The 17,617-nt window shown below is 69.5% G+C and carries 17 protein-coding genes and 2 rRNA genes; 15 read left to right on the top strand and 4 right to left on the bottom strand.

The window, feature by feature from the left end; translation table 11 throughout:
* The 13 genes from LX16_RS00690 to holA form a co-directional block, all read left to right on the top strand.
* Window positions 1-221 (top strand): 23S ribosomal RNA (locus LX16_RS00690); the annotation flags it as partial.
* 127 nt (window positions 222-348) lie between these two features.
* Window positions 349-465, top strand: a 5S ribosomal RNA gene (rrf, locus tag LX16_RS00695).
* 126 nt (window positions 466-591) lie between these two features.
* Complete coding sequence (gene pepN, locus LX16_RS00700; RefSeq protein ID WP_147131502.1) at window positions 592-3,120, top strand: aminopeptidase N; 2,529 nt, start codon at window positions 592-594, stop codon at window positions 3,118-3,120.
* Complete coding sequence (gene nadD / locus LX16_RS00705) at window positions 3,117-3,776, top strand: nicotinate-nucleotide adenylyltransferase (protein WP_147131505.1); 660 nt, start codon at window positions 3,117-3,119, stop codon at window positions 3,774-3,776. The genes pepN and nadD overlap by 4 nt, the downstream gene beginning before the upstream one ends.
* A gap of 66 nt (window positions 3,777-3,842) precedes the next feature.
* The gene (gene rsfS / locus LX16_RS00710) at window positions 3,843-4,250 is read left to right on the top strand and encodes a ribosome silencing factor (protein WP_170283834.1); all 408 of its coding nucleotides are present in this window, start codon (window positions 3,843-3,845) and stop codon (window positions 4,248-4,250) included.
* Entirely contained in the window at window positions 4,247-4,849 is a 603-nt protein-coding gene (locus tag LX16_RS00715) for a histidine phosphatase family protein (protein ID WP_158645439.1), read from the top strand. The genes rsfS and LX16_RS00715 overlap by 4 nt, the downstream gene beginning before the upstream one ends.
* A gap of 53 nt (window positions 4,850-4,902) precedes the next feature.
* Window positions 4,903-5,310: a hypothetical protein gene (locus LX16_RS00720; RefSeq protein ID WP_147131515.1), complete on the top strand. Its 408-nt coding sequence runs from the start codon at window positions 4,903-4,905 to the stop codon at window positions 5,308-5,310.
* Window positions 5,311-5,372: 62 nt separating this feature from the next.
* The gene (locus LX16_RS00725) at window positions 5,373-6,221 is read left to right on the top strand and encodes a DegV family protein (protein WP_147131518.1); all 849 of its coding nucleotides are present in this window, start codon (window positions 5,373-5,375) and stop codon (window positions 6,219-6,221) included.
* Window positions 6,222-6,250: 29 nt separating this feature from the next.
* A complete protein-coding gene (locus LX16_RS00730; protein ID WP_211354214.1) occupies window positions 6,251-6,604 on the top strand; it encodes a YrdB family protein in 354 nt (117 codons plus the stop codon).
* A 322-nt stretch (window positions 6,605-6,926) separates the two neighbouring features.
* Window positions 6,927-7,643 carry a ComEA family DNA-binding protein gene (locus tag LX16_RS27340; protein ID WP_158645440.1) on the top strand — a complete coding sequence of 239 codons (717 nt, stop codon included), beginning with the start codon at window positions 6,927-6,929 and terminating at the stop codon, window positions 7,641-7,643.
* A 6-nt stretch (window positions 7,644-7,649) separates the two neighbouring features.
* Window positions 7,650-9,983, top strand: a complete 2,334-nt coding sequence (locus tag LX16_RS00740; RefSeq protein WP_147131530.1) for a ComEC/Rec2 family competence protein — start codon at window positions 7,650-7,652, stop codon at window positions 9,981-9,983.
* Window positions 9,984-10,054: 71 nt separating this feature from the next.
* Complete coding sequence (locus LX16_RS00745; RefSeq protein WP_244615620.1) at window positions 10,055-10,825, top strand: TSUP family transporter; 771 nt, start codon at window positions 10,055-10,057, stop codon at window positions 10,823-10,825.
* A 39-nt stretch (window positions 10,826-10,864) separates the two neighbouring features.
* Window positions 10,865-11,821 carry a DNA polymerase III subunit delta gene (gene holA / locus LX16_RS00750; RefSeq protein WP_147131535.1) on the top strand — a complete coding sequence of 319 codons (957 nt, stop codon included), beginning with the start codon at window positions 10,865-10,867 and terminating at the stop codon, window positions 11,819-11,821.
* Window positions 11,822-11,835: 14 nt separating this feature from the next.
* Here holA and LX16_RS00755 read toward each other — a convergent pair whose 3' ends face one another.
* Window positions 11,836-12,531 (bottom strand): TetR/AcrR family transcriptional regulator, encoded by a 696-nt coding sequence (locus LX16_RS00755; RefSeq protein ID WP_147131538.1) that lies wholly within the window; start codon window positions 12,529-12,531, stop codon window positions 11,836-11,838.
* Window positions 12,532-12,651: 120 nt separating this feature from the next.
* On the opposite strand from LX16_RS00755, the gene LX16_RS00760 reads away from it, so the two are divergent.
* Complete coding sequence (locus LX16_RS00760; protein WP_147131541.1) at window positions 12,652-13,599, top strand: NAD-dependent epimerase/dehydratase family protein; 948 nt, start codon at window positions 12,652-12,654, stop codon at window positions 13,597-13,599.
* 55 nt (window positions 13,600-13,654) lie between these two features.
* Here LX16_RS00760 and rpsT read toward each other — a convergent pair whose 3' ends face one another.
* Window positions 13,655-13,924 carry a 30S ribosomal protein S20 gene (gene rpsT / locus LX16_RS00765; protein ID WP_147131545.1) on the bottom strand — a complete coding sequence of 90 codons (270 nt, stop codon included), beginning with the start codon at window positions 13,922-13,924 and terminating at the stop codon, window positions 13,655-13,657.
* Window positions 13,925-14,022: 98 nt separating this feature from the next.
* On the bottom strand, window positions 14,023-14,991 hold the full coding sequence (locus LX16_RS00770; protein ID WP_147131548.1) for a phosphotransferase: 969 nt from the start codon (window positions 14,989-14,991) through the stop codon (window positions 14,023-14,025).
* A gap of 139 nt (window positions 14,992-15,130) precedes the next feature.
* On the opposite strand from LX16_RS00770, the gene lepA reads away from it, so the two are divergent.
* Window positions 15,131-16,981, top strand: coding sequence for a translation elongation factor 4 (gene lepA, locus LX16_RS00775; protein WP_244615621.1), 1,851 nt, complete (start codon window positions 15,131-15,133; stop codon window positions 16,979-16,981).
* A gap of 192 nt (window positions 16,982-17,173) precedes the next feature.
* On the opposite strand, the gene LX16_RS00780 is transcribed toward lepA, so the two are convergent.
* On the bottom strand, window positions 17,174-17,617 hold a 444-nt coding region (locus LX16_RS00780), incomplete at its 5' end, for a PLL family lectin (RefSeq protein WP_211354215.1).

The following is a 17,617-nucleotide window of genomic DNA, read 5'->3' on the forward strand; positions in this document are numbered from 1 at the left end:
CCTCTGGTGTGCCAGTTGTCCCGCCAGGGGCACGGCTGGTTAGCTACGTTCGGAAGAGATAACCGCTGAAAGCATCTAAGCGGGAAACTCGCTTCAAGATAAGGTCTCCGACACCTTCGGGTGTGAAGGCCCCCAGCTAGACGACTGGGTTGATAGGCCAGAAATGTAAGCACAGCAATGTGTTCAGTTGACTGGTACTAACAGGCCGACCACTTAACACACCACACGCGACACGACGCACCCACTATACGAACCTGAAACCACACACCACCCCCACACACGCGTGGGGGACGGCCACCACCCCCTTTGGGGTGGACAGGCACACGGTGACACGTGGCACACGAACGTGCCGGCGGCCACAGCAGAAGGGAAACACCCGGTCCCATCCCGAACCCGGAAGTTAAGCCTTCCCGCGCCGATGGTACTGCCCCCGACAGGGAGTGGGAGAGTAGGACACCGCCGGACAAAAACAACAGGGCGGCGAGACCGATAATCGGTCTCGCCGCCCTTTTTTCGTGCCCTTTTCCGGAACGGCTCACAATGCGGGTTCGCGGCATTGTGGTGCCCGTTCCCGTGAGGCAGGATGGCGGTATGCCGAGCCTTTCCCACGACGACGCCGTCGCCCGGCGGCGACTCATCGACGTCGTCTCCTATGACGTCGACCTGGACCTGGATCGCGGTGGGGAGGTGTTCGGTTCCACCGTCTCCATCCGGTTCACGTGTCACAGTCCGGGTGAGGCGACCTTCGTGGAGGTGGCGCCCCACCGTCTGCACCGCGTGGTGCTCAACGGGGTGGAACTGCCGGTGTCGGCGTTGGCCGACGGTCGTTTCCCGTTGCCGGATCTGGCCGCGGACAACGAGTTGTCCGTCACCGCCGACATGGAGTACTCCCGGTCGGGTGAGGGGCTGCACCGGTTCACCGATCCGGAGGACGGCCGGGTCTACACGTACATGATGGGTTTCCTCGACATGGCGAGCCGGGTGTTCGCGTGTTTCGAGCAACCGGACCTGAAGGCGCCGTACCGGTTGACGGTGACCGCTCCCTCGGACTGGACGGTGATCGGCAACGAGTCGGGTGAGCGGGTGGCTCAGGGCCGGTGGAGTTTCAAGGAGACCCGGCCCCTCGCGACGTACTTCGTGACGTTGGTGGCGGGTCCGTACCACTCGCTGTACCGGGAGCACGACGGTGTCAGGTTCGGCCTGCACGCGCGTCAGACCTACCGGGAGGCGTTGGACACCGACGCCGACGAACTGTTCGACGTCACCTTCGGGTGCTGGGACCGGCTGCACGAGTTGTACGGGGTGCGGTATCCGTTCGGGGAGTCCTACGACCAGTGTTTCGTCCCGGAGTTCAACGCCGGCGCCATGGAGAACCCCGGGTGTGTCACGTTCCGGGACGAGGCGTTCATGTACCGGTCGCAGGTGACGGAGACCCGGCGCCAGTCGCGGGCCGTCACGATCGCGCACGAGATGGCGCACATGTGGTTCGGGGACCTCGTGACGATGCGCTGGTGGGACGACCTGTGGCTCAACGAGTCCTTCGCGGACTGCATGGGCGTGAGGGCCGCCGTGGAGGGTACCCGGTTCACCGGTGCCCGCGCGGCGGACGTCATCGAGGCCGGCTGGGGTTACGCCGCAGACCAGCGGCCCTCGACCCACCCGGTCGCCGGGACCGTGGCGGAGAGCGGCGCCGCCCTCAGCAACTTCGACGGCATCTCGTACGCCAAGGGCGGTGCCGTGCTCAACCAGTTGGCGGCCTGGGTGGGTGACGAGGCGTTCTTCGCGGGCCTCCGCGACTACTTCTCGCGGCACCGGTTCGGTAACGCGTCGCTCGACGACCTGATGGACTGTCTCGCGGCGGCCAGCGGCCGTGACCTGGCCGACTGGTCGCGGCGTTGGCTGCGCACCACCGGTCCCAACACGCTGCGGGTCGAGGTGGAGTCCGACGGCGCGGTGTACACGGCCGCGGCCGTCATCCAGACGGCTCCGCCGGAGCACCCCACGTCGCGTCCACACCGGGTGAGGCTCGGCCTGTACCGGGGTGAGGGGGACGTCACCACCCGGTTCCACGAGGTCACGGTCGACGTCGACGGTGACCGGACGGAACTGCCCCAGCTGGTGGGGGTGCCGGTAGCCGACCTGCTCGTACCCAACGACGACGACCTCACCTACGCGAAGGTGCGACTGGACGCGGCGAGTCTGGCCGCCCTACCGACCCTGATGGCGGGCATCGAGTCACCGGAGACCCGGGCGCTGTTGTGGAGCACGCTGACCGACATGGTCAGGGACGGCGAACTCCCGGTGATGCGGTACCTGGACGTCCTCGCGGCTGTGGCGCCCACCGAGTCGTCGATAGCCGCGCTGGACCTCCAGTTCGGATTCGCGAGGCGGTCGGCGGTGGACTGCTACCTGCCCCGGGAGCAGCGGTCGGCGGGTCTCCACCGGTTGCGGGAGATCGCGACCGGATTGCGCGAGTCCGCCGTCCCCGGTGGCGACGTCCAGTTGTCGGCGTTCCGGTTGGAGGCCGACACCGTCGACGACGACGCGGGTGTGGCCTGGCTCCGCGCGGTCCTGGCGGGCGAGGACGTCCCCGTGGGACTCGACGTCGACGCCGAGTTGCGGTGGGCGATCCTGACCCGGTTGTCGGTGTTGGGCGCCGCCGGTGAGGCCGACGTCGTCGCGGAGCTGGAGCGAGACCCCAGTTCGGAGGGCCGCAAGCACGCGGCGACCTGCCGGGCGGCGTTCCCGACCGCCGAGGCGAAGGCGGCGGCCTGGCAGGAGGTGCAGTACGCGTCCGGCCGGTCGAACCACGAACTGCGGGCGGTGGCGAAGGGCTTCTGGTGGCCCGAACAGGCCGACCTCACCGCCGAGTACGTGTCCCGGTACTTCACCGACACGCCCGACGGCATCGGGAAGCGGATGCCGTGGGAGATCATGCACCTGGCCAGGGAGCTGTTCCCGGTCCACGCGGCGTCGGTCGAGACGGTCGCGGCCGCCGAGCGGATGCTCGACCGTGAACTGGACCCGCAGCTGCGCAGGGTCGTGGTCGACTGCCTCGACGACCTGCGGCGCGCCATCCGGGTCGCCGGGCGACAATCGGCCGATACGATCGGGCGATGACCAGCGCCGACGATACCGCCGGGGTCCGCCGGGTCGGGGTCATGGGCGGCACGTTCGACCCGATCCACCACGGGCACCTCGTGGCGGCGGCCACCGCCGCCGCCGAGTGCGCTCTGGACGAGGTCGTGTTCGTGCCCGCCGGCCGCCCCTGGCAGAAGGCGGGCGGGGGGGTGAGCCCGGCGGAGGACCGTTACGTGATGACGGTGTTGGCGACGGCCGCGCACCCCCGGTTCACCGTCAGCCGGGTCGACATCGACCGCCCCGGGGAGACCTACGCGGTCGACACCCTGCGGGACCTGCGGGACCGATACGGCCCGGAGACGGAGTTGTTCTTCATCACGGGTGCCGACACGCTCGCGAACGTGACGACGTGGCGAGCCGTCGACGAGGTGTTCGCCGCGGCGACGTTCGTCACGGTGAACCGTCCCGGTCACTCCGGTCGTGACGTGTCGCTCCCTCCCCACGCCCGGGTGGAGTGGCTGGAGATGCCGGCGATGGACATCTCCTCCACCGACTGCCGTCAGAGGGTGGCGTCGGGCAGGCCGATCTGGTTCCTGACACCGGAGGCGGTGGTGAGGTACGTCGACTCGCGGGGACTTTACCGAACCGCCCGCGCGTTACAGGGGAGATACTGGTGTTCTCGACCGGGACGATAACCACGGGTGGTTAGTCGGCTCGGCATGAGAAACTGGAACCGTACCGACCCCGACGTGAGGAACCTAGTGGTTGCGACAGACATCGCCCGCACCGTAGCGCTGACCGCGGCGCAGGCCGCCGCCGACAAGCTGGCGCGCGACATCGTCCTTCTGGACGTCAGTGACGAGGTGGTCATCACCGACATCTTCATGGTCGCCTCGGCGCCCAACGAGCGTCAGGTGCAGGCCATCGTCGATTCGGTCGAGGAGCGGCTGCGCAAGGTCCACGACGTGAAGCCGACCCGGCGCGAGGGTGAACGTGGCGGCAGATGGGTGCTGCTGGACTACGCCGACGTCGTCGTGCACGTCCAGCACACCGAGGAGCGCGAGTACTACGCGCTCGACAGCCTGTGGAAGGACTGCCCGTCGATCGAGTTCGTGGACGCCGGGCAGCGAGGCGGCCAGGACCGGGACGGTCGTCAGGACGCCGCATGAAGCGGTTGATCCTGTTGCGTCACGGCCAGACCGAGTGGAACACCGCGGGGCGTTTCCAGGGCGTCACCGACATCGACCTCGACGACGTCGGGCGTGAACAGGCGGTCGCGGCCGCCAAGGTCCTCGCCGGGACCGCCCCGACGCTGCTGGTGTCGAGCGACCTGCGGCGCGCACGTGACACCGCCGTCGCGGTCTCCGACGCCACCGGGGCGGAGATGCGTATCGACGTCCGGTTGCGGGAACGCGGTTACGGTCCCTGGGAGGGCCTGACCCGCGCGCAGGCGCGGGAACGCTACGGGCCGCAGATGGCGGACTGGGAGGCGCGGCGGCCCTTCACTCTGGAGGGCGTCGAGGATCCGATGGACCTGTCGGTGCGGGCGAACGCGGTGCTCACCGACGTGTCGGCCGAGTTGCCGGACGGCGGCACGGCGATCCTGGTCAGTCACGGCGGGACGTTGCGGCAGGCGGTTCCGGCGTTCCTGGGTTGGGAGCCCTCGGCGGCCGACACCCTGGGGGGCCTGGGCAACTGTCATTGGGTGGACCTGCGCGGCGGTGACCGCGGTTGGCGACTGCACGGCTACAACCTGTCGGCGTCGTGATCGTTGGGAACCGGTGGCGTGGCGGTGCCGTCAGAGCTGACATGGAGATCACGATGAAACGTCTCGCGATCACGGTGGCCGGTGCGGCACTGCTCGTCGGCCTGTCCGCCTGTGGCGGGACGCAGACCCCCGAGAACGAGAACACCCCCAGCGTGACCGGGTCGGAGTCGGCCACCGGGCAGGAGCCCGAGCAGACCCCTTCGCTCGACCCGTCGAGCGGGATCGACGACGACGGAAAGGAGACCGGTGCCATGACGATCACCGGTACGGTGAGCAGCGGCGTGGAGTCCGGTTGTGTCCTGTTGGAGTACGACGGGACCGTGTACAACCTGGTCGGCGGTGACGCCGGGATCCTCACGGCGGGCGCGACGGTCGAGGTCACCGGCAGGGTCGACGAGGGCTTGATGACGACGTGCCAACAGGGCACGCCCTTCGTGGTGGAGTCCGCGACGGCCGCATGACGGCGCGTGGTCGTCCGTTCATGGGATGACCGGGGTGCCGTCGGGTCCGCTACCGTGACGTCATGCCTGTCGCGGTGGTTACCGATTCGACTGCGTGTCTTCCGGCGGACGCCGTGGAACGCCATTCGGTGTGGGTGGTGCCCATGCCGGTGACGGTGAACGGCGTGCCCGGTCGTGAGGGCGTGGACGTGACGTCCACGGACGTGGCGGCGGCGTTGCGGGAACGCAGGGTCGACGTGTCGACGTCTCGCCCGGCTCCCGCCGAGTTGGGCGCCCTCTACGAGGAGTTGTTGTCCTCGGGTGCCTCCGGTGTCGTGTCGGTGCATCTGTCGGCGGAGCTGTCGGGTACATGCGAGGGCGCCAGGCAGGCCGCCGGCGAGTTCGGTGACCGTGTCGAGGTGGTCGACTCCCGTAACGCCGGTATGGGTGTGGGGTTCGCGGCGTTGGAGGCGGCGCGGGCGGCGCGGCGCGGAGCCGGTGTGGTGCGCAGCGCGGAGGCGGCGAGGCACTGTGTGCTGGGTACCCGTACGTTCTTCTATGTGGACACTCTGGAGTTCCTGCGGCGCGGTGGCCGGATCTCGGCGGCGTCGGCGTTGCTGGGGACGGCGTTGTCGGTGAAGCCGATCCTTCACGTGGACGACGGCCAGGTGGTGGTCCGGGACCGGGTACGGACGGCGACGCGTGCGTTGGGGCGTCTGGAGGACCTGGTGTTGGCGGCCGGTGGTGAGGGCGACGTGGACGTGGCGGTGCATCACCTGCGGTCGCCGGAGTCGGCGGCGCGGTTGGCGGCGCGGCTGGGCGAGCGGTTCGGTGGGAGGCTGCGGCGCGTCTACACCAGTGAGGTGGGGGCGGTCATCGCCGCCCACTGCGGGCCGGGGTTGTTGGGCGCCGTCGTGCGGAGGCACATGTAGTCGTGGGTGGATCGAGTGGGAGTGCGTCCGTGAAGCGGTTGAACCTTCTGTTGTTCCTGTTCCTGGAACTGGCGAACTACACGGTCGTCGGATGGTGGGGTTTCGCGACGTTCGCGGAACTTCCGGCGCGGTTGTTGATGGGCGTCGGTGGGATCGTCGTGTTGATCACCGTGTGGGTGTTGTTCGGTGCGCCGGGGGCGCGGTGGCCGCTGGTGGGTCTGGGACGGGTCGCGCTGCTGGTGGTGTGGTTCGGTGCCGGGGTGGCGGCGTTGTGCGGGCTCGAGCAGTGGGTGCTCGCGGTGGCGTTCGCGGTGTTGTGTGTGGTGTCGGCGGGTCTGGAGACCCTGTGGGGGCAGTACCGGCCGGTGGCCGGTCGCCGGTGAGGTGTCGTCGCGCGGTCCGGTCGTCCACAATCGCTTGTCCACAACCGCCGGTTGTCCACAGGCGGTGGTGGATCGGGTGGCGGGGTGTGCGGTGTCGGCCATAGGCTCGATGCCATGGGGAGGAGGAGTGGCGGCCCCCGAGCTCGCGGTGTTGCCTGCGAGGGGTCGTCGCGACGGGTTATCCACAACCGGGTGGTTATCCACAGGGGTGGTGACGGGGTCGTCCCGGGGGTGTGGCTCGTGTCGTTGTGAGGGCATGAGCGTTTCCACTCGTTTCAAGAAGGATCAATGGTCCGACGGCTGTGGCCGGTGGGGCCCCGATGTGGTCGATGTGGTCCCGCCCGGCGCGGGTGCCGACGGCTGCCTGGAGGAGGTGGACGTAGGGACCGGACGGTCGGTGAGCCCCACGGCCCGCGACTGGCGTGCCCGGGTCAAGGCGTTCGGTTCCCGTTTCACGATCGACCGGAAGGCGCGTCAGGTGCTTGCCGCGGTGTTGCTCGGTGTGGCGGTGGTATCGGCCGGTGCCGCCTGGTTCGCGTGGCCGGTGAGGGAACCGGCGACGGCGGCGATTCCGGTGATGCGGTCGCCGGAGGTGGCGGAGGCCGCGGAGATCACCGTGACGGTCACCGGTGACGTGCGGAGTCCGGGCCTGGTGGAGCTGCCGGCCGGTTCCCGGGTGGCGGACGCCGTGGCGGCGGCGGGTGGCCTGGTTCCGGAGGTGAGGTCGGCGGGGTTCCTGAATCTGGGGCGCCGGGTCGGTGACGGGGAGTTGATCGTCGTGGAGGGTGTCGCCGACGACGGTGAGGAGCCGTCGGGGTCGGAGTCGCCGGCGGGCGGCGCCTCGCCCGGTCCGGTGAACCTGAACCAGGCGGATCTGGCGGCTCTGGACGCGTTGCCGGGCATCGGTCCGGTGACGGCGCAACGGATCCTGGACTATCGGGCGGCCAACGGCGGGTTCGATTCGGTGGACGAGTTGCAGGACGTGGAGGGTATAGGGCCCGCGACCTTGGCGAAGCTGTCCGGGCTCGTGACGGTGTGACGCCGGATGTGGCGTGTGGCGGCCGCCGGGGACCTTTCGCCCGGCGGCCGGGGCCTGGACCTGAGGTTGGCCGGGGTGGCGGCCGGTGTGTGGGCCGGTGCGGTGGTGGGGTTGTGGGTGTCGCCTCGGGTGGTGGTGGTCGCGGCGGTGATGGTGGCGGGGGCGTGGGTGTGGACGCACCGGTCGCGGCGGTGTCCGGCGGTGGTGGCTTCGGTGGTGTTGGGGTTGTGGGCCGGGATGGCGGTGGCGGCGGGCCAGGGCGTCGTCGCGGAGTCGGTGCGGGACATTCCCCGGGTGGAGGCCGGTGGGCAGGGGCGGGCGGTGGTGACGGTGACGGCCCAGCCGAGGCGGGTGCGGGGTGAACCGGCCCGGTTCGTGATCGGGGTGCGGTTGGAGGCGTTGCGGTTCGGGGAGCAGCGGTGGCGGATGCGTGTGTCGGCGGTCGTGTTCGCCTCGGGTGACGAGGAGGTCGTGGAGCGGTGGCGGCGGGTGGTGCCGGGGGACCGGTTGGAGGTGGCCGGTCACGTGTCCGGGTTCGGGCGTGGTGGCGATCTCACGGCGGTGGCGTTGTCGACCTGGTCGTCGCCGGAGGCGGTGGGCGAGCCGGCGTGGTGGGTGGGTTGGGTGTCACGGGTGCGGGAGGCGCTGCGGCGGTCGTGTGAGGTGTTGCCGGCTGCGGAGGCGGGTCTGGTTCCGGGGTTGGTGGTGGGGGACGATTCCGGGTTGCCGTCGTCGGTGGCCGAGGACTTCGAGGCGACGGGGCTGACGCACCTGGTGGCGGTGTCGGGCGCGAACGTGTCGATAGTGGTCGGTGCGGTGTTGTGGCTGGCGGTGTGGTGTGGTGCCGGGTTGCGGTGGCGGGTGTCGTCCGGTGCGGTGGCCTTGGTGGGTTTCGCGGTGTTGGCGGGTCCGGAACCCAGTGTGTTGCGGGCTTCGGTGATGGGCGGGGTCGGTCTGTTCGCGATGGGGTTCGGGCGTCGGTCGGCGGCGATGCCCGCGGTGTCGGCGGCGGTGGTCGGGTTGTTGTTGTACGACCCGCAGTTGGCGTGGCGGTTGGGGTTCGCGTTGTCGGTGGCGGCGACGGTGGGTCTGGTGTGGTGGGTGGCGCCGTGGGTGCGGCGGTGGCGGGATCGTGGTCGGCCGGCGTGGGCGGCGGGGGCGGTCGCGGTCCCGTTGGCGGCGCAGTTGGCGGTGACGCCGTTGTTGGTGGCGGTGGACGGCCGGGTGAGTGTCGTGGCGGTTCCGGCGAACGTGGTCGCGGCTCCGGCGGTGCCGGTCGCGACGGTGGTGGGTCTGTTGTGTTGTGGGGTGGCGTGGTGGTGGCCGGGCGCCGGTGAGGTGGCGGCGTGGGTGGCGGGTTGGCCGGCGCGTTGGCTGGTGGGGGTCGCGGAGGTGGGTGCGGCGGTGCCGATGGGGTCGCTGCCGTGGCCCGACGGCCTGGTCGGTGCGGTGTCGGCTCTGGTGGTGTTGGCGGTGGGCGCGTGGGTGGTGCGGCGATGGCGTGGCGTGGGGGTGGCTGTGTGCGTGGCGGCGCTGCTGGTCGCCGTGGTGGTCGTGCCGGGGAGGCTCACCGGTGCGTGGCCTCCGCCGCGGTGGGTGCTGGTGATGTGTGACGTCGGTCAGGGGGACGCGGTGGTGTTGTCGACCGGTGTGCCGGGTTCGGCGGTGGTGGTGGACGCGGGGCCGGAACCGGAACGGGTGGACCGTTGCCTGTCGGAGCTGGGTGTGGAGTCGGTGCCGTTGTTGGTGGTCACGCATTTCCACGCCGATCACGTGGGTGGGGTGGCGGGCGTGTTCCGGGGGCGTCGGGTCGGGCACGTGTTGGTGCCCGGGGAGGCCGCGCCCGAGGAGGGGCGTCGCCGGCTGGTGGAGGCGGCGGGGACGGGCGGGTTCACGTCGGTGGTGGGGCACGGCTGGCGGTTGGGGCGGGTCCGGTTGGAGGTGTTGGCGGCGGGGGACCGGTTCAGTGGCACGGGTGCGGACGCCAACAACGACTCGGTGGTGTTGCGGGCGACGGTGGCGGGTGTGCGGGTGCTGTTGACGGGTGACATCGAGTTGGAGGCGCAGCGGTGGTTGACGGAGTCGGGTGCGGACGTGTCGGCGGAGGTGTTGAAGGTGCCGCATCACGGGTCGGGGCGTTTCCTTCCGGAGTTCGTTTCGGCGGTGGGTCCGGCGGTGGGGTTGATCTCGGTGGGTGAGGGCAACGACTACGGTCATCCGCATCCGGGGGTGGTGTCGCGGTTGGTGGAGTGTGGGGCGTCGGTGTGGCGTACCGATCTACACGGGGACGTCGCGGTGGTGGAGGTGTCCGGTGGGGTCGGGGTGTATGCGCGGGGTTGACGGTTGCCGGTTGGGTCACACGGGTCCGCCCTTGCGGTGGCGGGTGGGGTGGGGAGGTCGAGAATCTGGCGGTGGAGACCCTCGCCCCGTCGGTGTTGCTCGTGTTGTTCGGTGTCGCGTTGATGGCCGGTGCCGTCGACGCCGTGGCGGGTGGTGGCGGCCTGTTGACGTTGCCGGCGTTGTTGTTGGCGGGTGTGCCGCCGGTGAACGCGTTGGCGACGAACAAGTTGCAGAGCAGTTTCGGGACGTTCACGTCGGCGTTCTCGATGTACCGCAAGGGGATGACGGAGGGGGCGCCGTTGGTGGCGCCGTTCTGTTTCGCGTTGGCGGGTTCGGCGGTGGGGACGGCCGTGGTGCAGTTCGTCGACACCTCGGCGTTGACGGTGGTGGTTCCGGTGGTGTTGGCGGGTATCGCGTTGTACTTCATCTTCATGCCGAAACAGGGTGACGGTGACCGGGTGCCGCGGATGGGTGCCGGTCCCTATCGGAGTGTGGTGGTGCCGGTGATCGGGTTCTACGACGGTGCGTTCGGTCCCGGTACGGGGTCGTTCTTCACGGCTGCGGGCGTGTCGCTGCGGGGGCTTCGCGTGGTGCCGGCGACCGCGCAGGCGCGGATGTGGAACTTCGCGACGAATGTGGCGTCGTTGGTGGTGTTCGCGATCGGCGGGAAGATGCTGTGGCTGGTGGGGGCGGTCATGGCGGTGGGGCAGGTCGTGGGGGCGTATCTGGGTGCGGCGGCGGTGTCGCGTGGTGGGGCGCGTCTGGTGCGGCCGGTGGTCGTGGTGGTGTGCCTGGCGATGCTGGTGCAGTACCTGTGGCGGCAGGGATGGCTGGGTTGGTGACGTGTCGGGGGTGTCACTCGCGCGTGGCAGGATGACGGGATGGCGACTGTGGCGGCCGTGCGGCTGGTGTTGGGGGACGAGGAGCTGCTGGCCGAACGGGCGGTGTCGGAGGTGGTGACGGCGGCGCGGGCGGCGGATCCCACGGTGCAGGTGCACAGGGGTGTCGCGGGGGACATGACGGCGGGGGATCTCGCGGTGTTGACGAGTCCGACGTTGTTCGGTGGCGGCAGTGTCGTCGTGGTGGAGTCGGCGCAGGACGCGCGTAAGGATCTGGCGGGGGCGTTGTCGGAGTTCGCCGCCGCGCCGGTGGACGGTGTGCGGTTGGTGGTGGTGCACGCCGGGGGTGCCAAGGGCAAGGCGTTGGCGGACGGGCTTCGCAAGGCCGGTGCCGAGGTGGTGACGGCGGCGAAGGTGAAGCGTGCCGGTGACCGGTTGGCGTTCGTGAAGGAGGAGTTCCGTCGGTTGGGGGCGCGGCCCGGTGCCGGTGCGGCGGAGGCGTTGATCACGGCGGTGGGGCATGACCTGCGGGAGTTGGCGAACGCGTGTGCCCAGCTGGTGGCGGACACCGGTGGCCGGATCACGGTGGAGGAGATCGAGAAGTACTACCGGGGGCGCGCGGAGGTGACCGGGTTCGCCGTGGCGGATGCGGCCGTGACGGGGGATGTGGCCGGCGCGTTGGGGGGTTTGCGGTGGGCGATGTCGGTGGGTGTGGACGCGGTGCCGTTGGCGGACGCGTTGGCGACGGGGGTGCGCAACATCGCCAAGGTCGCGGGGTCGCGGGGGAGCGCGTATCAGTTGGCGAGTGCGTTGGGGATGCCGCCGTGGCAGGTGGAGAAGGCGCAGCAGCAGGCGCGTGGTTGGTCGCCGGAGGGCCTGGTGGAGGCGATGCGGGTCGCCGCGGAGTTGAACGGTGCGGTCAAGGGCGGTGCGGAGGACCGCGGTTACGCGTTGGAGCGGGCGGTGTTGGGTATCGCGCGGGCCAGGTCCGCGTCGTGACGGGTGGCCGGGGTTCAGGTCGCGGGTAGTCCCAGGCCGGTTCCGGTGACGCGGGCGGTGTGGCGCAGGTAGTCCTCGTGTCGGGTGACGACTCCGGTGTGATGCCCGAACAGTTCGAAACCGATGGTGCCGATCAGTAGTGTCCAGGCGCTGAGGAGGGCGGCGAGTCGTGCGTCGCGCACCCGGAGGGTGATCAGGGCGACGATCTCGGGTTCGATCATGGTGAGGTCGAAGTCGGGGAGGGGTGTGGCCGGGTCGGTCAGTCGGCCGGTGTCGGCGGCGTCGTTGAGGATCTTCGCCAGTGTCAGGGGGAGCCGTGAGGCGGCGGTGACGGTGTCGGCGGGGGCGTGGTAGCCGGGTACGGGTGTGCCGTAGAGGAGCGCGAACTCGTGGCGGTGGTCGAGCGCCCATTGCCGGGCGTGGAGCCAGACGGCGGTCCAGTTGTCCAGTGGGGATGCTTCGGGTCGGGGGGCGTGTTCGACGACGGTGCCGAGTTCGTTGAAGGCGTCGAGGAGCAGTGCGGTCAGTAGTTCGTCGCGGCCGGCGACGTATCGGTAGACGGCGGAGGACGCCATTCCGAGGTCGCGGGCGATGGCGCGTAGTGAGAGGTCGGCGGCGCCGACGTCGGCGAGGTGGCGGCGGGCGGTGGCGATGATGTCGGCGGTGATGGTGGCGCGGGCGCGTTCCCGTGCGGTCTTGGGCGCGTTCATGGGGACACTCTAACCGATTCGAGAGCGGTGCAACGAATTGTGAGCACCGCTCTTGCATTGTCCGGCGCGACGTGAGAGCATTGCTCCGAATAAAGAGCAGTGCTCTCGAAAGGTGGAGAAATGCCGAATCACGTGATTCTCGGAAAGGGCCAGGTCGGCAGCACGGTCGCCGCGATCCTGGCCTCACGGGGCGAACAGGTCCGCGTCCTCAGTCGCTCCGGCGGCATCGACCGGCCGGGGATACGCCACCTCGCCGTCGACGCCGGCGACCGCGACGCCCTGCTGGCCGCCTGCCGCGGCGCCGATGTGATCTACAACTGCGCCAACCCGAGCGGCTACCACCGCTGGGCGGCCGAATGGCCCCCGGTCGCGGCGGCCCTGTTGGACGCCGCCGAGGCGGAGCAGGCCGGCCTGGTCATCACCGGGAACCTCTACGGTTACGCCCCCGACCGGCGGTACATGACGGCGGACACGCCGCTGGACACCGCCGGCGCCAAGGGCGCGATCCGCGCCCGCATGTGGGACGAGGCCGTGGCGCGACACCGCGCGGGCCGGGTAAGGGTCACCGAGGTCCGCGCCTCGGACTACTTCGGGCCGGGCGCCCTAGCGAACGCCATGATCGGGGAACGGTTCATGCGTCCGCTGATTGAGGGCCGGAGTGTGTCGGTCTTCGGTGACCCGGACGCGCCGCACTCGTTCAGCTACATTCCCGACGTGGCGCGAGCACTGGTGCGGGTGGGCGGTGACGACCGGTCGTGGGGCCGCGCCTGGCACGTGCCCACCGCGCCGCCCCGCTCCTCCCGGCAGATGGCCGACGCGGTGCGCCGGCTGGCGGGGCACGACGGCCCGGCGAAGGTGTCGAGGGTGCCGTGGTGGTTCGTGATCGGTGTGATGGGTGCCTTCCGGCCGCATCTGCGTGGGATGGCCGAGACCCGGCACCAGTGGGACGCCCCGTACGTGATGGACTCCTCCGACTTCACCGGCACCTTTGGTGACGAACCCACCGGCACGGACGAGGCGTTGACCGAGACGATCCGGTGGTGGCGTGAACGGGCGGCCGGGGCGTGAACGCCGAGACGCCCGGCCCGCATCGGTGTGCGGGCCGGGCGTCTCGTGAGGTCGATTAGTCGGTCGCCAGCTTCGCGTACGCCTTCGCGATGGCGGACTTGCGGTTGGCGGCCTGGTTCTTGTGCACGATGCCCTTGCTGACGGCCTTGTCGAGGGCCCGGCTGGCCGCACGGAGCTGGGAGCCGGCGGTGGTGACGTCGCCCGAGTCGGCCGCGGCGTGGAACTTGCGGATCGCGGTCTTCAGCGACGACTTCACGGCCTTGTTGCGCATCCGGGCCTTCTCGTTCTGCCGGTTGCGCTTGATCTGGGACTTGATGTTCGCCACGCCTGAAGCCTCGGTCTCTCTGTAATGCCTTGATGTTGAGCGGATGTTTAGTCTTGGTGCACGCCGAAACAAACGCTCAAAGCGCGCGACGAGCAATGTTACCAGCCGCGTCGGGACGCCAACCAGTCGAGGGCGGCCAGCCCGTTCCATCGTTGGTGTGCCCGCAGGTGCGGTGACACGCGGTCGATGGGGGGTCTCCCGCTGTTGACGAGATAGTAGCCGGTGATGGCGGCGAGGACCGAGTCGATCTGTTCGTCGGTGACGCCGGCGACGGTGGGGTGGCGCCGCAACCAGGTGTCGGCGTCGTGTCCTTCGCCGTGGGCGACGATCAGCAGGGCGATCGTGTCGAACCAGCACGCCGCGACCTCCAGCGCCGTCCAGTCGCAGATGAGCGCCCGGTCCCCGGTGAGGATCATGTTGTCGGGCCGGAGGTCGCCGTGGGTGACCGCGTCGGCGGCGACGGCCCGGGGCATGACGGCCTCCAGTTCGGCGAGGGCGGTGAGGTGTGTCACCGCCAGCGGGGGCAGCGGGTCGGGGGGTGTCGTCCCGGCGGCGACGTCGGTGAAGTGGTGGAGGCCCCGGCCGGTCATGTGTGGGATGCCGAGTGCCCGGAGCGGTTCGGGTGCGGGGGTGAGGGCTTCGGCGGCCCGGGCCCAGGCGTCGAGCATGAGTCGCCACTGCGCGACGGTCAGGGGCAGTGCCGGCGCGGTGCCGTCGACGGCGTCGAATCCCAGTACGACCCAGTCGTGGACCTGGGCGCTGAACCGCATACGGGGTGACGGCACGGTATCGGGCAGTGCCGTGTTGTTGTGGGCTTCGCGGGAGTAGGCGTCGACGACGAACGGCAGGTCCGGTCCGGTGGCCTTGACGAACATGCATCTTCCGGTGCCGGAGGTCACGACGGCGGCGAATCCGCCGGTGAAGCCGCCGCCGGCGGAGCGGACGGTCACGGGCGGCCCGCCCAGGTGCGCGGCGATCTCGGCGCGTACCGCCTCGGGTAGGTCGCCGAACCCGAGGCGCACGGCCGTGGCGTCGTAGCGGACGGGTGTTCCCGCGTGGAGTCCCATGGTCAGTCATGATCGGGGGTGGGCGGGGAGGACGGCAACCGGGTTCGGGACGCGGGCGTGGCCTCGGCCGTTCGGCGTCGCCGAATCGGCATGGGATCATGGGAGCGTTCGAGTCAGCCACGATATGAACGGACGGCCAGTGAATCTCGCGCCAGGCGCCACCGACCCGCAGCGGATCCGCAACTTCTGCATCATCGCGCACATCGACCACGGCAAGTCCACGTTGGCCGACCGGATGTTGCAGTTGACCGGTGTGGTGGAGCAGCGTCAGATGCGCGCCCAGTACCTGGACCGGATGGACATCGAACGGGAACGCGGCATCACGATCAAGAGCCAGGCGGTGCGGATGCCGTGGCAGGTGCGGTCGGGGTCGCAGGCCGGTGAGGGTTTCGTCCTGAACATGATCGACACGCCGGGGCACGTCGACTTCACCTACGAGGTGTCGCGGTCGTTGGCGGCGTGCGAGGGCGCGGTGCTGTTGGTGGACGCCGCGCAGGGCATCGAGGCGCAGACCCTGGCGAACCTGTACCTGGCGATGGACAACGACCTGACGGTCATCCCGGTGTTGAACAAGATCGACCTGCCGGCGGCGCAACCGGAGCGGTACGCCGAGGAGTTGGCGCACCTGATCGGATGCGAACCGGAGGACTGCTTCAGGGTGTCGGGCAAGACCGGTGAGGGTGTCCCGGAGTTGCTGGACTCGATCGTGGCGCAGTTCCCGCCGCCGGAGGGTGACTCGCAGGCGCCCGCGCGGGCGATGATCTTCGACTCGGTGTACGACACGTACCGGGGCGTGGTGACGTATGTGCGGGTCGTGGACGGCAAGTTGTCGCCCCGGGAACGCATCAAGATGATGTCGACGGGTGCGGTGCACGAGCTGCTGGAGATCGGGGTGATCTCACCGGAACCGGTGAAGTCGCAGGGTCTGGGTGTCGGTGAGGTCGGTTACCTGATCACCGGTGTGAAGGACGTGCGGCAGTCGAAGGTCGGTGACACCGTCACGGGTCTGCACCGGCCGGCCTCGCAGGCGTTGCCGGGTTATGCCGAGGCCAAGCCGATGGTGTATTCGGGTCTCTACCCGATCGACGGTTCGGACTACCCGGATCTGCGTGAGGCCCTGGACAAGTTGAAACTGAACGACGCCTCGTTGGACTACGAGCCGGAGACCTCCGCGGCCCTGGGTTTCGGCTTCCGGTGCGGTTTCCTGGGCCTGCTGCACCTGGAGATCATCCGGGAGCGGTTGGAGCGGGAGTTCGGGCTGGAGTTGATCTCCACGGCGCCGAACGTGGTGTACGACGTGGTGTTGGACGACGGTACCGATGCCCACGTCACCAACCCCAGTGAGTTCCCCGACGGCAAGATCGCGTCGGTGTCGGAGCCGATGGTGAAGGCGACGATCCTGACGCCGAACGACTTCGTGGGCGCGGTCATGGAACTGTGCCAGTCGCGGCGCGGTTCGTTGCAGGGGATGGACTATCTGTCGCCCGAGCGGGTCGAGTTGCGGTACCACCTGCCGTTGGCGGAGATCATCTTCGACTTCTTCGACCAGTTGAAGTCGAAGACGAAGGGTTACGCGTCGCTGGACTACGAACCGATCGGCAATCAGAACGCCGACCTGGTGAAGGTGGACATCCTGTTGCAGGGGGAGAAGGTCGACGCGTTCTCGGCGATCGTGCACAAGGACCAGGCGTACGCCTACGGTGTCCGGTTGACCGAGACGCTGCGCAAGCTGATTCCGCGGCAGCAGTTCGAGGTGCCGATCCAGGCGGCGATCGGCAGCCGCATCATCGCGCGGGAGAACATCCGCGCCATCCGCAAGGACGTCCTCGCGAAGTGCTACGGCGGCGACATCACGCGTAAGCGGAAGCTGCTGGAGAAGCAGAAGGAGGGCAAGAAGCGGATGAAGATGGTCGGTCGGGTCGAGGTGCCGCAGGAGGCGTTCATCGCGGCGTTGACGTCGGACCACTCGACGGTGGAGAAGAAGCGCTGAGCGAGCCGTCGTGGACGGTGGCGGCCCTCGGCGTGTCGTAGGCCGCCCCGAGCGCGCGGTCGGGGCGGGTCCGGAATGCCGGGCGCCGGTTCGTTCCCGTGGTCACCACCCGGTGGGGCGGCCGTCGGTCTCGAACGGGGCCGGTGCCCTCGTCGGGATCGCGGCCGACTTCCACGCCGTCTCGGTTGTTGTTCAGGGTGTGATGTTTCCGCCCCAGTTGTCGTGGTGTGGGGTGTGGTGGCCGTCGTCGATCCAGTGGTGGGCGAGGGTGCCGTTGGTGGTGCGGTAGAAGACGTGGTGTTGGCCGGGTGTGGACAGGCCGACGGGGTCGCCGGTGACGGTGTTTTGTGCTCCCCAGTCGTCGACGGCGGGGTTGATGCCGGGCCACCAGTACCAGTGGACGAGGTCGCCGTCGGTGTTGCGGGCGAAGACGTGTTGTTGGTCGCGGTGGACGAGGGCGTGGGGGTCGCCTTCGAAGGTGCCGCCGGGCCAGGTGCCTCCGTTGAGGGTGCCGGAGGCGTCGTCGTAGTAGCGGTGTTGGAGGTGGCCGTCGGTGTCGCGGTAGAAGATGTGGTGTTGGGTGCCGTGGTAGGAGAATCCGGTGATGTCGGAGGCGATGCCGGTGGTGATTCCCCA

The sequence above is a fragment of the Stackebrandtia albiflava genome, assembly GCF_007994225.1.
GTDB lineage: Bacteria > Actinomycetota > Actinomycetes > Mycobacteriales > Micromonosporaceae > Stackebrandtia > Stackebrandtia albiflava.

Coding starts and splice junctions, on each gene's coding strand:
- pepN (WP_147131502.1), top strand. CDS start 592: ATGCCGAGCCTTTCCCACGACGACGCCGTCGCCCGGCGGCGACTCATC.
- nadD (WP_147131505.1), top strand. CDS start 3,117: ATGACCAGCGCCGACGATACCGCCGGGGTCCGCCGGGTCGGGGTCATG.
- LX16_RS00715 (WP_158645439.1), top strand. CDS start 4,247: ATGAAGCGGTTGATCCTGTTGCGTCACGGCCAGACCGAGTGGAACACC.
- LX16_RS00720 (WP_147131515.1), top strand. CDS start 4,903: ATGAAACGTCTCGCGATCACGGTGGCCGGTGCGGCACTGCTCGTCGGC.
- LX16_RS00725 (WP_147131518.1), top strand. CDS start 5,373: ATGCCTGTCGCGGTGGTTACCGATTCGACTGCGTGTCTTCCGGCGGAC.
- LX16_RS00740 (WP_147131530.1), top strand. CDS start 7,650: ATGTGGCGTGTGGCGGCCGCCGGGGACCTTTCGCCCGGCGGCCGGGGC.
- holA (WP_147131535.1), top strand. CDS start 10,865: ATGGCGACTGTGGCGGCCGTGCGGCTGGTGTTGGGGGACGAGGAGCTG.
- LX16_RS00755 (WP_147131538.1), bottom strand. CDS start 12,531: ATGAACGCGCCCAAGACCGCACGGGAACGCGCCCGCGCCACCATCACC.
- LX16_RS00760 (WP_147131541.1), top strand. CDS start 12,652: ATGCCGAATCACGTGATTCTCGGAAAGGGCCAGGTCGGCAGCACGGTC.
- LX16_RS00770 (WP_147131548.1), bottom strand. CDS start 14,991: ATGGGACTCCACGCGGGAACACCCGTCCGCTACGACGCCACGGCCGTG.